Raw genomic sequence first — 18,019 nt, forward strand, 5'->3', positions numbered from 1 at the left:
CTCGTCCGCCACGCGACCTGAGGAGGGACGCTCAGCGGCCGGGCGCCGGCCCGGTGCTCCCGCGAACGATGAGTTCGGCGGGGAGGCGCACCCGGCTGGGAACCTCGTGTCCGGCGAGCAGCTCGAGGAGCATCTGCAGAGCTTGCGCGCCGATGTCTTGGAGCGGCTGGGCGAGCGTCGTCAGCGGCGGAGTGGAGGTCGAGGCCTCGGGGATGTCGTCGAAGCCGATCACCGAGAGGTCTTCCGGGACGCGCAACCCGAGTTCGCGCGCCGCCTGCAGCACGCCGAGCGCGGACATGTCGTTCGCGGCGAACACCGCCGTCGGCCGGTCGGCGCGGCTCAGGAGGTCTTCGGCCGCTTGAGCGGACTGCGCCGTCTGGTAGCCGCCGTCCAGAACCAGCGCCTGGTCGAACGGGATGCCGGCCTCGCCGAGCGACTCCCGGTAGCCGTCTTCGCGCAGTTGCGCGGACGCGAGATCGCTGCGCCCGCGCATGTGGGCGATGCGGCGATGCCCCAGGTCGATGAGATGCTGCGTCGCCGCCCGCGCTCCGCCGAAGTTGTCCGAGTCGATGGTCGATGGCCCGCCGTTGCCCGTGTGCGGATCGATGGCGATCACCGGGATGGACGTGGTCGGAATGAGCACGGTCGGCGTCACGATGATCGCGCCGTCGATCAGCGTGCCGGCCAGCCGGGACAACGAGCGCCGCTCCCACCCGACCTGGCCGTTGCCGGCGCCGCGGCCGGAGTACGCGAGGAGCTCGTATCCGGCCTTCGCGGCCGCCGAGGACGCGCCTTTGAGGAGTTCGACGGAGAACGACTCGAACTCGGCCACCAGGATCCCGATCACGTTGGTGCTCTGCCGGCGCAGACTGCTCGCCACGAGGGAGGTCTCGTAGCCGAGCGCCTCGACGACCTCCATGACGCGCTTCGATGTCGCGGGGGCGACGCCGTACCGTCCGTTGACCACCTTGGACACCGTGGGAACGGAGACGCCGGCCGCTCGGGCGACGTCGCTGATCGTGGCCCGCCCGGGCGACGGGGCGGGAGCGTCGATCGCAGACATAGTGCCAGCCTACCTCTCGCCGATGCACTGGACATCGATATCGACAACGTTTTTGAAATCGTTATCGATATCGTTGTCGATATCGATTGACAAACAACATTTGCCGATGCGAGGGTGTACTTCGCGACAGGGATTGTCCCGCGTCTTCACTCACTACCAAGGAGTTTCCACAATGAAGAGGAAAATTCGAATCGCGAGCGCGCTCGCCATCGTCGCGAGTACCGCGCTGCTCGCAACGGGTTGCAGCGGCGGTGGCAGCACGGCGGCCGACGGGAAGGTGACGATGACCTTCTGGGACAACTCGACCACCGGTCCCGGCAAGGCGTTCTGGCTCAAGACGATCGCCGACTTCGAGAAGGCCAACCCGAATGTGACGATCACGCTGCAGACCGTTCAGAACGAAGATCTCGACGGAAAGCTCCAGACCGCCCTCAATTCGGGGTCCGCTCCGGACATCTTCCTGCAGCGCGGCGGCGGCAAGATGAACGCGATGGCCGACGCCGGCCAGCTGATGGACATCACCGACTCCATCGATTCTGCAACGAAGGCAGCCGTGAGCGAGGGCGTGCTCAAGGGCAATTCGTACCAGGGCAAGATCTACGCGATGCCGGTCAACGTGAACCCCGAGGGCATCTTCTACAGCAAGGACCTCTTCGCGGCCGCGGGCATCGCCTCGCCGCCCGCGACGATGGACGAGCTGAACGCGGACATCGCCAAACTGAAAGCGACCGGCGTGGCGCCCGTCGCCGTCGGCGCGAAGGACGCCTGGCCGGCCGCCCACTGGTATTACAACTTCGCGCTCCGCGAGTGCAGCGAGTCGACCATCGAGAAGTCTGCCGCGTCGCTGAAGTTCACCGACAGGTGCTGGACGAAGGCGGGCGAGGACCTCAAGGCGTTCAACGACACCACTCCGTTCAACGATGGCTTCCTCACCACGCCGGCTCAGCAGGGCGCGGGAAGCTCCGCCGGTCTCATCGCGAACCACAAGGCGGCGATGGAGCTCATGGGCGGATGGGATCCGGGAGTGATCGCTTCGCTCACGCCGGACCAGAAGCCGCTGCCGGATCTCGGATGGTTCCCGTTCCCGAGCATCCCGGGCGGCGCCGGAGACCCCAGCGCGATGATGGGCGGAATCGGCGGGTACTCCTGCTCGGCGAAAGCTCCGAAGAAGGAATGCACCGCGTTCCTGAACTACATGACGACGAAGTCCGTGCAAGAAGCCAACTACAAGGCCTTCAATGCGATCCCCGTCAACAAGGACGCTCAGGGCGTCATCACGGACGACGTCACCACGTCGGAGCTGAACGCCTACAACAAGACGAAGTTCATGGCGCAGTTCCTCGACACGCTTCTCGGCCAGAACGTCGGGAACGCGATGAACAGTGGTGTCGTGAATCTGCTCGCCGCCAAGGGCTCGGCTGCCGACATCATCAACGGAGTCGACCAGGCCGCGGCCAAGGGATAACTCGCGATCATGACCAGCTCCCTGGATGCGCCCCTGTTGGAAGACAGGGCGCCGATGCCGGGCTCGCGGACGGTCGGGGGCGATGCGCCGCGCGCGTCGTCCTCGACCGGACCGCGGCCCAAGCGGCCCGCCGATTGGCGCAAGAGGTTCGAGATCACGGTCCTGGCCGGCCCGGCGATCGTCATGTTCCTGGCGTTCGTGATCTTCCCGGTCGTCATGGCCGCCTACTACGGCTTCTTCAAGTGGAAGGGGTTCGGTCTCCCGACCGACTTCGTCGGCCTGAACAACTACGTGATCATCTTCACCGACAAGGCCTTCCATGAGGTCCTGTTGCACAACGGCATCATCGTCGTGCTGTCGCTGGTGCTGCAGGGGCCGGTCGCCATCGTCTTGGCGCTCCTGCTGAACCAGAAGATGCGCGGGCGCACCATCATCCGCGTGCTGATCTTCGTTCCCTACGTGATCTCGGAGGTCATCGTCGGCACCGGCTGGAGCCTGATGCTCCAGACGAGCGGTGCCGTCAACGACCTGCTCCAGCACATCGGATTGGGCGCTTTCCGCGCCGACTGGCTTTCCGACCCGAAGATCGCGATCTGGTCGTTGATGCTGATCATCTCGTGGAAGTACATCGGGTTCGCGGTCATCCTCTTCCTCGCCGGGATGCAGAGCATCCCCGAAGAGCTCTTCGAGGCGGCGGCGATCGACGGTGCGAGCTACTGGCAGACCCAACGGCGGATCACGCTTCCGCTCCTCGGACCGACGATCCGCATCTGGGCGTTCCTTTCGATCATCGGCTCCCTCCAGCTCTTCGACCTCGTCTACATCATCTGGGGTCAGTACGTCGCGTCGACGGCGGGGACCTCGACGATGGCGACGTACATGGTCGCCAATGGCCGAGGCTCCGGCAACTACGGCTTCGGCAACGCCGTCGCCGTCGTCATGTTCGCGATCACGCTCGTCGTCGCCCTGATCTATCAGCGATTCGTGCTGCGGCGCGACATGGCGGGGGCTCTCACCGAAGGAAAGAAGCGATGACCGTAGCAGCGAAACTCAGTCCGGCGCCTCAGCGGCTCAGGAGGGGGGTGCCGTCCGAGCGTCGGTGGGGCAACCCGGTGACGTACTTCGTGGCGCTCGTGTTCATCGCGATCTGTCTGGCCCCGGTGCTGTACATCGTGCTCGGCGGCTTTCGCACGAATTCGCAGATCACGGCCTCGCCGTCCGGCCTCCCGAATCCGTGGCAGGTGCAGCACTACCTCGACGTCCTCACCAGCACGACTTTCTGGCAGGAGATCGGAAACTCGCTGATCGTCGGAATCTCGACGACTGCCGGAGTGGTCGTGCTCGGCCTCATGGTGAGCTACGTTCTCGCCCGCTACGAGTTCGGTGGGCGCGGGGCGATGTACGCCCTCTTCGCGGCCGGTCTCATGTTCCCGATGACCGTGGCGATCACGCCTCTCTACATCCTGGTCAGGGATCTGGGGCTGTCGAACAGTCTGGCCGGCGTCATCGTCCCCCAGATCGCGTTCGGCCTGCCGACGACGATCATCATCCTGGTGCCGTTCCTCAAAGCGATCCCGCTCGAGCTCGAAGAGGCCGCGTCGATCGATGGCGCAAGCCGGCTCGGATTCTTCTTCCGCATGATCGTCCCGCTCTCGATTCCGGGGGTGGTGACGACGGGCATCCTCGCGTTCATCGGCAGTTGGAACGGCTACCTGCTGCCGTTGTTCATCCTGAACGATCAGTCCACCTTCACCCTTCCGCTCGGTGTCCAGGCGTTCTCGTCGCAATATTCGGTGGACACAGCGAAGGTCCTGGCGTTCACGTCGCTCTCGATGATCCCGGCGCTCATCTTCTTCGCGCTGTTCCAACGGCGCATCGTCGGCGGACTGACGGGAGCGGTCAAAGGATGAGCCTGCACGAGAGCGATGATCCTCTCGCCCCCGCCATCCCCGCCTTCCCGCAGGTCTCGGAGCGCGTGCGTGCGCTCCATGCCCGGATGACCCTCGATGAGAAGCTCGCGCAGCTCGTCGGATACTGGCTCGATCAGAACGGGGTCGTCGCGCCGATGCAGAGCGAGATGGCGGCGGCGCAGGGAGTTCCCACCGACCTCGCCGACGTGACGCGTCAGGGAATCGGCCATTACACCCGCGTGTACGGCACCCGGCCGGTCGACGCCGCGGAACGTGCTCGCTGGCTGTGGGATGAGCAGCGCCGGCTCAAGCGCGAGACCCGGTTGGGCATCCCGGCGCTGGTGCACGAAGAGTGCCTGACCGGACTGGCGGCCTGGAAGGCGGCGACCTTTCCCACTCCACTCGCCTGGGGCGCCTCGTTCGACCCGGAGCTGGTGCAGGAGATGGGATCGGCCATCGGCGGCTCGATGAGGGAACTCGGCATCCACCAGGGCCTGGCACCGGTGCTCGACGTCATACGCGACCCGCGCTGGGGCCGCGTGGACGAGTGCATCGGCGAGGACCCCTATCTGGTCGGCACGGTCGGCACGGCCTATGTGCGCGGGCTGCAGGATGCGGGAATCCACGCAACCCTGAAACACTTCCTCGGCTATTCGGGCTCGCGCGCGGGACGCAACCACGCACCCGTGAACGCCGGCCGGCGCGAGATCGCCGACGTGTTCCTCCCACCGTTCGAGATGGCGATCATCGACGGCGGGGCGAAGTCGGTGATGAACTCGTACGCCGAGGTCGACGGCGTTCCGATAGCGGCCAACGCCGGCTATCTCACCGGGCTGCTGCGGGAAACGCTGGGATTCGACGGCGTCGTGGTGGCCGACTACTTCGCGGTCGCCTTTCTCGAGGTGATGCACGCGGTCGCCGCCGACCGGGGCGAGGCGGCCGCGTCGGCGCTCGAGGCCGGCATCGACATCGAACTCCCGACGGGCGACGCCTACCTGCGACCGCTCGCCGACCGCATCCGGTCCGGTGAGTTCGACGAGGCCTTCGTCGACAGGGCGGTGCTTCGCGCGCTCGCCCAGAAGGAGGATCTCGGGCTCCTGGAAGAGGACGTCTACGAGGACGAGCCTCCGATCGACGTCGATCTCGACTCGCCGACGCATCGGCGACTCGCCCGTCGTCTCGCCGAGGAATCCGTGGTGCTGCTCACGAACGACGGCGTGCTGCCGGTCGCCGGCCGGCCGACTCCGCTTTCGCGCGTCGCCGTCATCGGACCGAACGCGCATCGCGCCGAGGCCCTCCAAGGCTGCTACGCCTTTGCGAATCACGTCCTCGCCGATCACCCCGACCTCGTTCTGGGCTTCGAGATCCCGACGGTGTTCGAGTCGCTCCCGGGCGCATTCGAGGCGCAGGGCCTGCCGGTGCCGGAGTTCGTGTACGCGGAAGGCTGCGCCGTCGACGACGACGACGATTCCGGCTTGGCGGGGGCCGTGTCCGTGGCCGCGTCGGCCCAACTCGCGATCGTCGTCGTCGGCGACCAGGCCGGACTCTTCGGCCGGGGCACCGTGGGTGAGGGCAACGACTCCGAGTCGCTGGAACTGCCCGGCCTGCAGCGCCGGCTCGTGGAGGCGGTGGTCGCCACCGGCACCCCCGTGGTCATGGTGCTGCTGACAGGCCGGCCGTATGCGATCGGCTGGGCGCTGGAGGGCGGAGCCGCCGCTCCCGGTGCGGTGCTCCAGTCGTTCTTCCCGGGAGAGGGCGGCGGTCTCGCGATCGCGGATGTCATCGCGGGCGCGGTCAACCCTTCGGGACGCCTGCCCGTCTCCATGCCTCGCTCGGCCGGAGCACAGCCGTATTCGTATCTGCACCCGATCCTGGGCGGCCCGTCGGATGTGACGGCGGCCGACTCCACGCCGGTGCTGCCCTTCGGATACGGCCTGTCGTATACGACGTTCGACTACACCGACCTCGTCGTCGAGCCGGCTGTCGTCGCCGGCGCATCGTTCGCCGTCGAGGTCACGGTGACCAACACCGGCGGCCTGGCCGGAGCCGACGTCGTCCAGCTGTACGGCCGCGACCTTCACGCGACGGTCACCCGTCCGGTCGCGCAACTGCTCGGCTACGCTCGGGTCGAGCTCGACCCCGGGGAATCAGCCCGTCTGACCTTCTCGGTGCCGACGACCCGGTTCGCGTTCACCGATCGGCGGATGGTCAAGGTGATCGAGCCCGGCGACGTCGATGTGTGGGTCGCCTCCCACGTCGCGGCCTCCGCGATCGCGCCAGGCGACGAGGGGACGACCGGAGGCGCGATCGTCAGCAGGAAGCAGGCCGGATCGCGACGGCTCGCCGGCACCTCCACCGCTCGTGCACGGATGGCGATCACGGGCGAGGTGTATCCCGTCACGACCGCCGACCTGCGTCTGGTCGGCGTTCGCCGGGACACGTTCGCGAGCGTCCCGGCGTGAGGCGGGCCCGGCGTGAGGCGGGCCCGCGTGAGGCGGGCCCGGCGTGAGGCGGGCACAGGGATTCGTGACGAATCGCCGCTTTCCGTGACGGGGAATCGACATTCGTCACGAATCTGCGGGTCAGCGCGCGAAGCGCTCCGCCAGCCAGGCGGCCTGGGCGCGCCACTGGGCGGCGCCGCCTCCCTCATGGTCGTTGAACGGGTAGACCTCGATCGCGCGATCCTCGGCGGCCAGGTGGTTGTACGCCGCGAAGGTCGTCGAGGGCGGGACCACCGTGTCCATCAGCGCGACCGAGAACAGCGAGGGTGCGTGGATGCGGCGGGCGAAGTTGACCCCGTCGAAGTACGACAGCGTCCCGAACACGTCCGCCACCGCATCCCGGTGCACGGAGAGGTAGGTGGCGAGCTCCAGGTACGGCCCGCCGATGGCGATCTCCGCACCACGGCGGAAGGCGCACAGGAAGGCGACGTCGGGCATCACGGCCGCGACGCCGCCCGCGAGGGCACCCGCGGCCAGCGCGATCCCGCCGCCCTGGCTGCCGCCGGCGACCGCGATCCGGTCGGCGTCCACGAAGGGAAGCCCCCGGGTCGCGTCCACGGCGCGGACCGCATCCGTGAACACGCGCCGGTAGTAATACGCGTCCGGCGAGTGGATGCCGCGGGTCATGACCCCGGGAGTCGCCGGCCCCGAGCCGTGGGGGTCCGGCGTGTCCCCGCCGGTGCCCCAGGCACTGCCCTGTCCGCGGGTGTCCACGAACACGTGCACGTAGCCGGCGAGCGCCCACGCGACGTTCTCGCCGGCCAGGCCCCGGCCGCCGCCGTAGCCCTGGAACTGGACGACCGCCGGAAGCGGCCCCTCCGCATGCAGTGGGCGGGACACCCACGCGCGCACCGGCTCGCCGCCGAAACCGGGGAATACGAGGTCGTCGATGATCAGTTGCGTGACGGCAGAGTCGGCCGGGGTCAGCTCCGGGACGCCGCCCGCGGCTCGCGCCTCGGCGATGCTCCGCTCCCAGAACGCGTCGAAGTCGGCGGGCTCGTCCACCTCCGGACGGAAGGTCAGCAGTTCGGCGTGGGTGAGATCGGTGAGCGGCATCGCAGCATTCTGGCACAGCCGATACACCCGTGCTCGCGCCCGCCCCGATCCGTGGTCCCGCCCCACCGTCGAGTCCGCGAAGACTGCACGCGACGCGCCGCCAGGGCGTGCAGTCTGTGCGGACTCGATGGTGGGGCGCGGGGCGGAGGGGCGGGAGCGGCGGGAGCGGGGGGAGGACAAGTTATGGTCGAGGCATGTCCGCATCCGACCTGAGCACCGTCCGGCCCGCCACCGGCGGCGCCACCGACGCGCTGCGCCGCAGCAACCTCGCGACCGTGCTCGGTCTCGTCCACCGGGACGGCGCGCTGTCGCGCAGCGAGCTCACGCGGCTGACCGGGCTCAACCGCTCGACCGTCGGCGATCTCGTCGCCGAGCTGGCCGGACTCGGCCTGGTCGACGTGGATGAGACTCCCGGCGGGGGCCGCGCCGGCCGGCCGAGTCCCGTCGTACGGGTGTCGGACAGCGTCGTCGCCGTTGCTGTGAACCCCGAGGTGGATGCGGTGATCGTCGGACTCGTCGGCCTCGGCGGCCGGGTGCTCAAGCGGGTCCGCATCGAGACGGCCTCCGCGCGATCCGCCGCCGAGACCGTGACGCTCGCTGCGGCCGGGATCGCGGGGATGCTGGCCGGCGAGACGGGCATCCGTGTCACCGGGATCGGGGTCGCCGTCCCCGGGCAGGTGCGGCTCTCGGACGGGATGGTCCGGGAGGCGACGCACTTCGGCTGGGTGGATGAACCGCTCGCCGCGATGCTCGCGGAGGCGACCGGGTACCGGGTCTGGGCGGCGAACGCGGCCGTGCTGGGCCTCCGGGCCGAGAGCGCGTTCGGCGCGGGCCGGGGTATCGACGACCTCGTGTACATGATCGGCGGAGCGTCCGGCATCGGCGGCGGGGTGATCGGCGGGGGCCGCCTGCTGACCGGAGCGGCCGGCTACGCGGGCGAGTTCGGGCACACCTTCGTCCTCAGCGACGGCCGGCACTGCTCATGCGGATCGAGCGGGTGCCTGGAGGCGGAGGTCACCCAGGCGGAACTGCTGTCGTCCGTCGGACTGGCGTCGGCCGAAGCCGGCGTCTTGGCGGACCGGCTCGTCGCGACCGGCGACCCCGTGGCGCTCGCGGTCATCGAGCGGGACTACGGCCTCCTTCAGATCGCCGTGCGCAACGCCGTCAACGTGTTCAACCCCTCGGTGGTGGTGCTCGGCGGGTTCCTCGCCGCGCTGTACCGGGGAGGGCGCGCGCATGGCGCGCCTGAGCTGCTGGCCGAGGTCATCCACTCGACGCGCGACGGCGTGACGGTCAGCGAAGCGGAGCTCGCCGCGGACCAGCTGATCATCGGCGCGGCCGAGCTGGTCTTCGCGGAGCTCATCGCGGATCCCGCTCGCGCACTGGCCGCGGCCTGAAACGCAGTCCGGCCGCATTCGCATGTCGAATGTTGTCGGCATGAACTAACTCTCGCGCCCAATAAACATGCCGGACTGCATCTTTGAATTGCGCTTGCAATCCGCTCGCCCGTCGTTTATGTTGTGATCGTCAACAAATTGCATCGGAGTGGCTGCGGGGCCTGCAGACGCCTGTCCACTCCACTACAAGGAGGTAACAGATGCGCAAGAGGCACCTCGCAATCGGCGCCGTTCTGGCCGCCGGTGCGCTGCTGCTCGCCGGATGCTCCAGCACCGGCACGTCGTCCGACAGCACAGACGGCAAGGGCAAGACCCTCACGCTGTGGCACTACGAGGGCGAAGACTCCGCCATGGGCAAGGCCTGGAACGAAGCCATCAAGGAGTTCGAGACCCAGACCGGGGCGAAGGTCAAGTTCGAGGCGAAGGCCTTCGAGCAGATCCGCTCGACCGCATCCCAGGTCCTGAACTCCAACCAGGCCCCCGACATCCTCGAGTACAACAAGGGCAACGCCACCGCCGGCCTCCTCGCCAGCCAGGGCCTGCTCACCAACCTCGACGACGCCGTCAAGAAGTACGGTTGGGACAAGAAGCTCACCCCGAGCCTCCAGACCACGGCCCGCTATGACGACAAGGGCATCATGGGCGCCTCCGGAACCTGGTACGGCGTCCCGAACTACGGCGAGTACGTCGAGGTCTACTACAACAAGGACATGTTCGCGAAGTACGGCATCCAGGTGCCGAAGACGCAGGACGAGTTCGTCGCCGCTCTCCAGAAGTTCAAGGACGCCGGCATCACCCCGATGGCGGAGTCGGCCGCGGAGTACCCGCTCGGCCAGCTCTGGTACCAGCTGGCGCTGACCAAGGCGGACCGCTCCTGGGTGAACGACTACCAGCTCTACAAGCACAAGGTGAACTGGGACGGCAGCCAGGTCACGTACGCGACCAACACGATCGACGACTGGGTGAAGAAGGGCTACATCTCCAAGGATGCGTCCGGTCTGAAGGCAGAGGACGCGGGCACCGCGTTCATCGCCGGCAAGTACCCGATCTTCTTCTCCGGCAGCTGGTGGTACGGCCGCTTCCAGACGGACATCAAGAACTACCAGTGGGGCACGTTCCTCTTCCCGGGCGCGAAGATGTCGCCCGGATCGGCCGGCAACATGTGGGTCATCCCCGAGAAGGCCAAGAACAAGGGTCTCGCCGAGAAGTTCATCGACATCACCATGTCGGACAAGATCCAGGCGCTGATGGGGAACAACGGCGGCGTGCCCGTCGCGGCGAAGGCCAGTGAGATCACCGACCCGAAGTCGAAGGAGCTCATCCAGAACTTCAACGCCCTGACGGCCGAGGACGGGATCGCGTACTACCCCGACTGGCCCACGCCGACCTTCTACGACCAGCTGAACGCCGGCCTGCAGGAGCTCATCAACGGAACGAAGGACCCGTCCGCGGTGAACAAGGAGCTCGGCTCCGAGTACCAGGACGGCGTCTCCCAGATCACCAACCAGTAGCCCACCCCACCCCACCCCCCCACCATCGAGTCCGCACAGACTGCACGCGACACGCCGTGCACGCGTGCAAAGTTCGTGGACTCGATGGTGGGGGGAGGGGGACGGGGAACAGAAGGAGAGAACGCATGGTCGACGTGAGCGTGCGGGCGCCGGGACGGCGCACGCAGAAGGCGCGCGGCGAAGCACTGGTGCCGGGCGGCGGTCACCGGCGGTTCTGGTGGTACCTGCTGCCGGGATTCGTCCTGCTGACGGTGATCGTCCTGGTCCCGCTGGTCTGGAACATCTACCTCAGCTTCACCAGTTACCGCGGCATCCGCCCGCCGAAGTTCATCGGGCTGACCAACTGGACGCGCCTGTTCGCCGATGAGAAGTTCTGGACGTCGTTCGGCAACTCGATCGCGATGATCGTCGCGATGGTCGTCATCCCGACGCTCGTCGGCCTCGTCCTCGCGGCCATGCTGTTCGACCTGATCGGCAAGAAGTTCGGCGGGAGGCTGGCGAGCTTCCTCCGCGCCACCTACTACCTGCCGCAGATCCTCCCCGTCGTCATCGCGGCGATCGTGATCGGCTGGATCCTGCGTCCCGACAACGGCGCGCTCAACACGATGCTGCAGTCGGTCGGGCTCGGGCAGCTGGCGCACAACTGGCTGGGCAGCCCGGATACGGCGCTCGCATCCATCATGGTCGTGATGGTCTGGGTGCAGCTCGGCTACCCGATCGTCATCTTCATGGCGGCCCTGCAGCGGGTCGACCCGGAGCTCTACGAGGCGGCGGAGCTGGATGGCGCCAATTGGTTCCAGCGGTTCCGTTCGATCACGGTGTCCATCATCCGGCCGGAGATCTTCGTCGTCACTCTCACCTGCACGATCGCTGCGCTCAAGGTCTTCGGCCCGGTGTACACGCTGACCCGGGGCGGCCCGGGCACCGCGACCATGGTGCCCAGCGTCTACTCCTACAGCGAGTTCTTCCAGAGTCAGCAGGTGGGCTACGGCGCAACGATCGCGACCGCGCTCACCGTGGTCATCGTCGCGGTCGCCATCCTCTTCATGATCGCCCAGAACCGCGCGGAGCGCAGGGAGAACGAGAACTGATGTCGGCAACACTCGACCGCCCGCGCACCGCCGCCCCCGCGGAGGCGCCACGGAAGCTCAAGCGGCAGAAGCCGCGCAAGACCGCGACCGACTGGATCATCCTGGTCGTGGCGATCGTCATCGGGATCGCGATCGCGTTCCCGTTCCTGCTCATCCTGCTGAACTCGTTCAAGAGCCCGGCGGACTACAACTCGGGCGGTCCGCTCCAGCTGCCGACGAGCTTCTACACGGATGGGATCGTCAACTTCTGGAGCCGGGTGAACTTCCCCGAGAAGCTGTGGAACTCGTTCTTCATCTCCGGGACGGTCGCCGTCCTGTCGGTGGTGCTCTCGGTCCTCAACGCCTATGCGCTCGGCATCGGCCGGGTGAAGGCGCGCACGTGGATCATCGTGCTCTTCCTGCTCGCGAACATGCTGCCGCAGGAGGCCCTGCTCTATCCGCTGTACAACATGTTCAAGCAGGTCGGCCTGTACGACAACGTGTGGTCGGTCATCATCATCTTCACGGTGATCCAGAGCGCGTTCGGCACCTACCTCCTCTCGAGCGTGTACGGCACGTTCCCGAAGGAGATCCTGGAGGCCGCGTCGCTCGACGGCGCCGGCCGCTGGCGCATCCTCTGGCGCGTCGTCGTCCCGATCTCGCGCCCGACGCTCAGCGTGCTGCTCATCTTCTTCTTCATCTGGACGTGGAACGAGTTCCTGATCCCGCTGACCTTCCTGGTGTCCAACGACAACCAGACGGTGCCCGTGGCGATCAGCGTGCTGCAGGGCGACCGCCTGATGGATGTGACCACGACCTCCGCGTCGGCGCTGCTCGGCCTCATCCCCACGCTCATCTTCTTCCTCATCTTCCAGCGCACCCTGACCCGCGGCATCACCGCCGGCGCGGTCAAGTAACCGGAGCATCCACGACATGAAGTTCACCGATGGTTTCTGGATGCTGCGCGACGGCGTCACGCCGGTCTACGCCCAGGAGGCGTACGACGTGTGCGCCGGCGACGGCACCCTCACGATCACCGCGCCCGGCAAGGTCATCGAGCGTCGAGGCGACACGCTCAACCGTCCGACTCTGACGGTCACCCTCAGCTCGCCGCTGCCCGGCATCGTCGGTGTGCGGATCGACCACTGGCAGGGAGGCCGCGCCGAGCGCGGCTTCGACCTCCACGTGGAGGAGGGCCACGCCGAGGTCTCCGTCGACGACGAGGCCGGCATGCTGACGACCGGCGGGTTGACGGCGACGGTGAAGCGGGGAGCGCCCTGGTCGCTGACCTTCTCGGCCGGGGACCGCATCCTCACCTCCAGCGGGTCCAAGTCGCTGGCCTACCTGAGCGTCGCGGGTGACGGCACCTACGTGCACGAGCAGCTGGCCCTCGGCGTGGGCGAACTGGTCTACGGCCTGGGCGAGCGTTTCGGTCCGCTGGTCAAGAACGGCCAGTCGGTCGACATCTGGAACGCGGACGGCGGCACGTCCAGCGAGCAGGCGTACAAGAACATCCCCTTCTACCTGACGAACCGCGGATACGGCGTGCTCGTCAACCATCCCGGTCACGTCTCGTACGAGATCGGGTCGGAGGCCGTCGAGCGCGTGCAGTTCTCGGTGCCGGGGGAGAGCCTGGAGTACTTCCTGATCTACGGCCCGACGCCGAAGGAGATCCTGGAGCGGTACACGGCCTTCACCGGCCGGCCGGCGTCGGTCCCGGCGTGGTCGTACGGCCTGTGGCTGTCCACCTCGTTCACCACCGCCTACGACGAGGAGACGGTCACCTCGTTCATCGACGGCATGGCCGAGCGCGACCTGCCGCTGTCGGTGTTCCACTTCGACTGCTTCTGGATGCGCGAGTTCAACTGGTGCGACTTCGAATGGGATCCGCGCACCTTCCCGGACCCCGAGGGGATGCTCGGCCGTCTGCACGACAAGGACCTCCGCGTCTGCGTGTGGCTCAATCCCTACATCGGTCAGCGTTCGCAGCTGTTCGCGGAGGCCGCGGCCGCCGGGTACCTGGTGAAGCGGCCGAACGGCGACGTCTGGCAGTGGGACCTCTGGCAGGCCGGGATGGGCCTGGTCGACTTCACGAACCCCGGCGCGACCCGCTGGTACCAGGACAAGCTGCGCGCTCTCATCGCGCAGGGCGTCGACTGCTTCAAGACCGACTTCGGGGAGCGCATCCCGCTCGAGGTGGAGTACTTCGACGGCTCGTCGCCGGAGCGCATGCACAACCTCTACACCCAGCTGTACAACGAGGCCGTGTTCCAGGTGCTGCAGGAGGCGAAGGGCGAGGGGGAGGCCGTGCTCTTCGCCCGATCGGCGACCGCCGGCGGGCAGCAGCTGCCTGTGCACTGGGGCGGGGACAACACCTCCAGCTACGAGTCGATGGCCGAGACCTTGCGCGGCGGCCTCTCGCTCGCGCTGAGCGGGTTCGGCTTCTGGAGCCACGACATCGGCGGGTTCGAGGGCACGCCGGATCCGGGCGTCTTCAAGCGATGGACCGCGTTCGGGCTCCTCTCCAGCCACTCCCGGCTGCACGGCAGCGACTCGTATCGTGTGCCCTGGGCGTTCGACGAGGAGGCGGTGGAGGTGACCCGCATCTTCACCAGGCTGAAGCTGCGGCTGATGCCGTACCTCTTCGCGGCCGGACAGGAGGCGCACACGCGGGGGATCCCCGTGATGCGTCCGCTGCAGCTGGAGTTCCCGGGGGACCCTGCCGTCGAGTTCCTCGACCGGCAGTATCTGCTGGGGCCGGACCTGCTGGTGGCACCCGTGTTCTCGGCCTCGGAGGTGGAGTTCTACCTGCCGTCGGGCACCTGGACCGAGTACTTCTCCGGACGCCAGGTCGAGGGCGGCCGGTGGATGCGCGAGACGCACGGCTTCGACAGCCTCCCCTTGTATGTGCGCGAGGGTGCGGTGCTGCCGCTCGGCGGGCGCGACGACCGGCCGGACTACGACTACCGCGAGGGGCTCACGTTGGTGGCTTACCCGGGGCCGGACGGGGAGCGGACCGTGACGGTCACCACGCCCGAGGGTGCAGTGGCGGAGTACACGGTGACGCGCCGCGGCGGCTCGCTCACCGCGAGCGGGCCGAGTACGCATCCCTTCACGCTGCGGGATGCGGCCGGCGGCCGCACCGCGGTGTCCGAGCCGGATGCGGGAATCGCGACGATCGACTGAGTGCGCCGGCCGCGCCGCATGACGGCGGCCTTCTGGGCGAATGCGGCTGTTTGTAACGTATGCCGTGGGGCGAGCAGCGGAATACGTAACAAATAGCGGCAAACACCGGGCGGTCGGCGCCCTGGGCGGGCGTGCAGGGTAGCGTCGATCCATGGACCTGCCTGCGCCCTCCGTCCTCGACCATCTCGCGGATCGGGGCTGGCCGGCCCTGGAGCGCGAGGAGCTGGAGGGATGGACGCTGCGCGCCTCCGCCGGAGTGACCAACCGAGCGAACTCGGTGCTGACGGCGGGACCTGTCGCCGACGTCGGCCGTGCGGTCCTCCACGCTGAGGACTGGTACGCGTCACGGGACCTCCCCGCCGTGTTCCAGGTGAGCCCGGCGTCGCCCGCAGCCCTGGCCGACGAGCTGCGGGCACGGGGCTACCGGACCCACTCGCAGACGGACATCCTCGTCGCCGAGTCGCGAGCGGTGGCCGCGTTCGACGCACCGACCCACGCGGGTGCCGCCGGCGACCGAGTCGCACTCGAGGACGTACCCCGCGCCGGCTGGACGGACACCTGGTGGTCCGTGGATGGGCGCGGCGGTGACGCCGAGCGCTCGGTCGTGGAACGCATCCTCGCCGGCGGTCCGGCGCTCTACGCGGCGCACGGCGATCCCGGATCGCCAGACGCCGTCGCCCGGCTGGCCCTCGTGGGGGAGTGGGGCGGCCTCTTCGCCGTCGCCACGCGCCCCGCCGCCCGTCGCGCCGGCCGCGCGCGGCAGCTCATCCTCGCGCTCGGCGCCGCCGCTGAGTCGCGCGGCGCCCGTCGGCTGTGGCTGCAGGTCCTCGCGGAAAACACTGCCGCCGCCGCGCTGTACCGCTCGCTCGGCTTCGAGCGCGCATCCGGCTACGGCTACTGGAGGGCACCCGGCTCCTAGCCGCCCGGCCCCGGCCGAGTCGGAAGGCTGGACACAGACAAATACATACATAAATTTAGTAGGCAAGCGCCTGTGATATCGTAGCGATTGTGCTTGGAATACGTTCGGTTTTCGCCGGGGCAGCTGTTTCGCTGAGTCTTACTGCTGTCGGTGCATGGAAGGCAACTCAGTGCCTCGTCGGTGAGGTTCGCGCTGAATCAGCGGACGGCACGGCGCAGGTACGGGCGTGACCGCAGCGGGTTACCCGGCGACGTCCACGCCTCGACCGAGACGCAGGATGACGAGAAGGCTTGGTGTCGTCATCGGCGTCACGGCGGCGCTGCTTGTCGTCTTGATTTCTTGTTCAGCGATTGGATACACGGTGAAGCAGACGAATCTGGCGAATCAGCGGACAGCGGCTCTCGCGTTGCTCGAGACCCAGTCGGGGGTGGAACAGATCAGATTCACCCAGGAGGGCTCCGTCGGGGGTAGCGGTACCTGGGCAGTCAACGCGGTCATCGCCATCGAAGGGCGAGAGTACCAAGAGATTCTCGGCGTCAGGAAGTGGTCCGTCGGCGGGGAGCCGATGCCAACGGTTGAACCTTCAGCGACGCCAGCGGCAGTGACGGTCATCTACAGTGACGGAACCTCAGAGGTGCTGAAGTGACAGCGAGTTAAGTGCCGTCTCTGCGCCGCCGTCGACCCAGGATGACGATAAGGCTTGCTGTCGCCCTTGTCGTCGTGGTCGCACTGCTTGTCGTATTGATTTCTTATTCGTTGATTGGATACGCGGTGAAGCAGGCGGGTCTGTCGAACCAGAGGACAGCGGCGGTCAAGTTATTGAAGGACTGTCCAAATCCGGATGTTCGGTCTCTCGGCTTCCAGCGCGCATCCCACTACCGCGACTGGACGGCACCCGGCGGATAGGGCACAGCGGGGCCTGATGGGCGACGGTCCAATCATAAATACAGACATAAATTTGCAAGGGAAGTCTGTATGATATGGTGCAACGTGCTCTCGAAGAGTTTTGGCAATCGAACGCCGAAAGCGGTAATGCGCAGCGATGGTGCTGAGCGGCCGGACGTGACCGCAGCGGGTTACCCGGCGACGTCCCCGCCTGGACCGAGGCGCAAGATGACCAGAGGGCTTGGTGTCGTCATCGGCGTCATGGTGGCGCTGCTTGTCGTCGTGGTTTCTTGTTCAGCGATTGGATACACGGTCAAGCAGACGAATCTGGCGAATCAAAAGAATGCGGCTATCAAGTTCATCAGTGGTTGGCCTGACGTGGAGGAGATCAGATTCACGCAGGAGGGCTCCGTCGGCGGTGGCGGTTCGTGGGCAGTCAACGCGGTCGTCACCATCGCCGGGAAGGAGTATCAGGAGATTCTCGGCCCACACACGCTGGGTGGGGAGCCGTTACCGGAACCACAGACTCCGCCATCGGCCGCATCGGTAACTGTGATCTATAGCGACGGGACGACAGAAGTGCTCAAGTGAGTCCTGAGGAATATGCAACGATCGCTGATGAGGCATATAGCGTCGACCCGCTGTGGCGTAAACCTCCGTACGCGAAGTGGACAAAGTTCTCTACGCATGGAAAAGCTGGAAGCCAGCAGTTCCTCGTGGATGAAGCGCCCCAGGTTTCCTGCCGCTCCTATGCGGGTTGCGGCTCTCGGGTGAGGGTCGCGTAGTGGGCTTGCTCGTACTCGGCAGGTGGGACATAGCCGAGGGTCGAGTGAAGCCTACGAGTGTTGTACCAGTCGACCCAGCCGGCGGTCGCGAACTCGACGTCCGAGATCGTCTTGAGTGGCCTGTCGTGGAACACGGTCGTTCGGATGCACTCGGCCTTGTAGAGTCCGTTGATCGTCTCCATCAGCGCGTTATCGTATGCGTCGCCGACGGACCCGATCGAGGGCGCGATGCCATCGAGCGCGAGCTTGTCTGTGTAGGCCAGCGAGACGT

At 67.2% G+C, this 18,019-nt stretch carries 15 protein-coding genes; 12 read left to right on the forward strand and 3 right to left on the reverse strand.

The window, feature by feature from the left end; all coding sequences use genetic code 11:
- Positions 1 to 31 precede the first annotated feature (31 nt).
- Positions 32 to 1,063: a LacI family DNA-binding transcriptional regulator gene (locus tag BM287_RS09960; RefSeq protein WP_090038715.1), complete on the reverse strand. Its 1,032-nt coding sequence runs from the start codon at positions 1,061 to 1,063 to the stop codon at positions 32 to 34.
- Between the two features lie 172 nt (positions 1,064 to 1,235).
- Between BM287_RS09960 and BM287_RS09965 the strand changes: the two genes are divergently transcribed.
- The 4 genes from BM287_RS09965 to BM287_RS09980 are packed head-to-tail and all read left to right on the forward strand — an operon-like array spanning position 1,236 to position 6,900.
- Positions 1,236 to 2,528, forward strand: coding sequence for an ABC transporter substrate-binding protein (locus tag BM287_RS09965; RefSeq protein ID WP_090038712.1), 1,293 nt, complete (start codon positions 1,236 to 1,238; stop codon positions 2,526 to 2,528).
- A 9-nt stretch (positions 2,529 to 2,537) separates the two neighbouring features.
- On the forward strand, positions 2,538 to 3,563 hold the full coding sequence (locus BM287_RS09970) for a carbohydrate ABC transporter permease (RefSeq protein ID WP_170857503.1): 1,026 nt from the start codon (positions 2,538 to 2,540) through the stop codon (positions 3,561 to 3,563).
- A complete protein-coding gene (locus BM287_RS09975; protein WP_090038708.1) occupies positions 3,560 to 4,438 on the forward strand; it encodes a carbohydrate ABC transporter permease in 879 nt (292 codons plus the stop codon). The genes BM287_RS09970 and BM287_RS09975 overlap by 4 nt, the downstream gene beginning before the upstream one ends.
- Positions 4,435 to 6,900: a beta-xylosidase/alpha-l-arabinosidase gene (locus BM287_RS09980; protein ID WP_090038706.1), complete on the forward strand. Its 2,466-nt coding sequence runs from the start codon at positions 4,435 to 4,437 to the stop codon at positions 6,898 to 6,900. The genes BM287_RS09975 and BM287_RS09980 overlap by 4 nt, the downstream gene beginning before the upstream one ends.
- A gap of 120 nt (positions 6,901 to 7,020) precedes the next feature.
- Here the strand turns inward: BM287_RS09980 and BM287_RS09985 are convergent, their stop codons facing one another.
- The gene (locus tag BM287_RS09985) at positions 7,021 to 7,995 is read right to left on the reverse strand and encodes an acetylxylan esterase (protein WP_090038704.1); all 975 of its coding nucleotides are present in this window, start codon (positions 7,993 to 7,995) and stop codon (positions 7,021 to 7,023) included.
- Positions 7,996 to 8,189: 194 nt separating this feature from the next.
- Between BM287_RS09985 and BM287_RS09990 the strand changes: the two genes are divergently transcribed.
- From BM287_RS09990 to BM287_RS10025, 8 genes are all read left to right on the forward strand, one after another.
- Positions 8,190 to 9,392 (forward strand): ROK family transcriptional regulator, encoded by a 1,203-nt coding sequence (locus BM287_RS09990; protein WP_090038702.1) that lies wholly within the window; start codon positions 8,190 to 8,192, stop codon positions 9,390 to 9,392.
- Positions 9,393 to 9,592: 200 nt separating this feature from the next.
- Complete coding sequence (locus BM287_RS09995; RefSeq protein WP_090038700.1) at positions 9,593 to 10,903, forward strand: extracellular solute-binding protein; 1,311 nt, start codon at positions 9,593 to 9,595, stop codon at positions 10,901 to 10,903.
- Between the two features lie 125 nt (positions 10,904 to 11,028).
- Positions 11,029 to 11,994, forward strand: a complete 966-nt coding sequence (locus BM287_RS10000) for a carbohydrate ABC transporter permease (protein WP_090038698.1) — start codon at positions 11,029 to 11,031, stop codon at positions 11,992 to 11,994.
- On the forward strand, positions 11,994 to 12,890 hold the full coding sequence (locus BM287_RS10005) for a carbohydrate ABC transporter permease (RefSeq protein ID WP_090038695.1): 897 nt from the start codon (positions 11,994 to 11,996) through the stop codon (positions 12,888 to 12,890). Before BM287_RS10000 ends, BM287_RS10005 begins: the two co-directional genes overlap by 1 nt.
- Before the next feature lie 16 nt (positions 12,891 to 12,906).
- On the forward strand, positions 12,907 to 15,159 hold the full coding sequence (gene yicI / locus BM287_RS10010) for an alpha-xylosidase (protein ID WP_090038693.1): 2,253 nt from the start codon (positions 12,907 to 12,909) through the stop codon (positions 15,157 to 15,159).
- Positions 15,160 to 15,310: 151 nt separating this feature from the next.
- Positions 15,311 to 16,078, forward strand: coding sequence for a GNAT family N-acetyltransferase (locus tag BM287_RS10015; protein ID WP_090038691.1), 768 nt, complete (start codon positions 15,311 to 15,313; stop codon positions 16,076 to 16,078).
- A gap of 277 nt (positions 16,079 to 16,355) precedes the next feature.
- Positions 16,356 to 16,724: a hypothetical protein gene (locus BM287_RS10020; protein ID WP_244528132.1), complete on the forward strand. Its 369-nt coding sequence runs from the start codon at positions 16,356 to 16,358 to the stop codon at positions 16,722 to 16,724.
- Between the two features lie 467 nt (positions 16,725 to 17,191).
- Entirely contained in the window at positions 17,192 to 17,554 is a 363-nt protein-coding gene (locus BM287_RS10025; RefSeq protein ID WP_244528134.1) for a hypothetical protein, read from the forward strand.
- Between the two features lie 157 nt (positions 17,555 to 17,711).
- Here the strand turns inward: BM287_RS10025 and BM287_RS10030 are convergent.
- A partial coding sequence (locus BM287_RS10030; RefSeq protein WP_139230652.1) for an integrase core domain-containing protein occupies positions 17,712 to 18,019 on the reverse strand: 308 nt, incomplete at its 5' end.

This window comes from Leifsonia sp. CL147, assembly GCF_900114565.1.
Classification (GTDB): Bacteria; Actinomycetota; Actinomycetes; order Actinomycetales; family Microbacteriaceae; genus Leifsonia.

Coding starts and splice junctions, on each gene's coding strand:
- BM287_RS09960 (WP_090038715.1), bottom strand. CDS start 1,063: ATGTCTGCGATCGACGCTCCCGCCCCGTCGCCCGGGCGGGCCACGATC.
- yicI (WP_090038693.1), top strand. CDS start 12,907: ATGAAGTTCACCGATGGTTTCTGGATGCTGCGCGACGGCGTCACGCCG.
- BM287_RS10020 (WP_244528132.1), top strand. CDS start 16,356: ATGACGAGAAGGCTTGGTGTCGTCATCGGCGTCACGGCGGCGCTGCTT.
- BM287_RS09985 (WP_090038704.1), bottom strand. CDS start 7,995: ATGCCGCTCACCGATCTCACCCACGCCGAACTGCTGACCTTCCGTCCG.
- BM287_RS09980 (WP_090038706.1), top strand. CDS start 4,435: ATGAGCCTGCACGAGAGCGATGATCCTCTCGCCCCCGCCATCCCCGCC.
- BM287_RS10025 (WP_244528134.1), top strand. CDS start 17,192: ATGACCAGAGGGCTTGGTGTCGTCATCGGCGTCATGGTGGCGCTGCTT.
- BM287_RS09970 (WP_170857503.1), top strand. CDS start 2,538: ATGACCAGCTCCCTGGATGCGCCCCTGTTGGAAGACAGGGCGCCGATG.
- BM287_RS10005 (WP_090038695.1), top strand. CDS start 11,994: ATGTCGGCAACACTCGACCGCCCGCGCACCGCCGCCCCCGCGGAGGCG.
- BM287_RS09990 (WP_090038702.1), top strand. CDS start 8,190: ATGTCCGCATCCGACCTGAGCACCGTCCGGCCCGCCACCGGCGGCGCC.
- BM287_RS09975 (WP_090038708.1), top strand. CDS start 3,560: ATGACCGTAGCAGCGAAACTCAGTCCGGCGCCTCAGCGGCTCAGGAGG.
- BM287_RS10015 (WP_090038691.1), top strand. CDS start 15,311: ATGGACCTGCCTGCGCCCTCCGTCCTCGACCATCTCGCGGATCGGGGC.
- BM287_RS10000 (WP_090038698.1), top strand. CDS start 11,029: ATGGTCGACGTGAGCGTGCGGGCGCCGGGACGGCGCACGCAGAAGGCG.
- BM287_RS09965 (WP_090038712.1), top strand. CDS start 1,236: ATGAAGAGGAAAATTCGAATCGCGAGCGCGCTCGCCATCGTCGCGAGT.
- BM287_RS09995 (WP_090038700.1), top strand. CDS start 9,593: ATGCGCAAGAGGCACCTCGCAATCGGCGCCGTTCTGGCCGCCGGTGCG.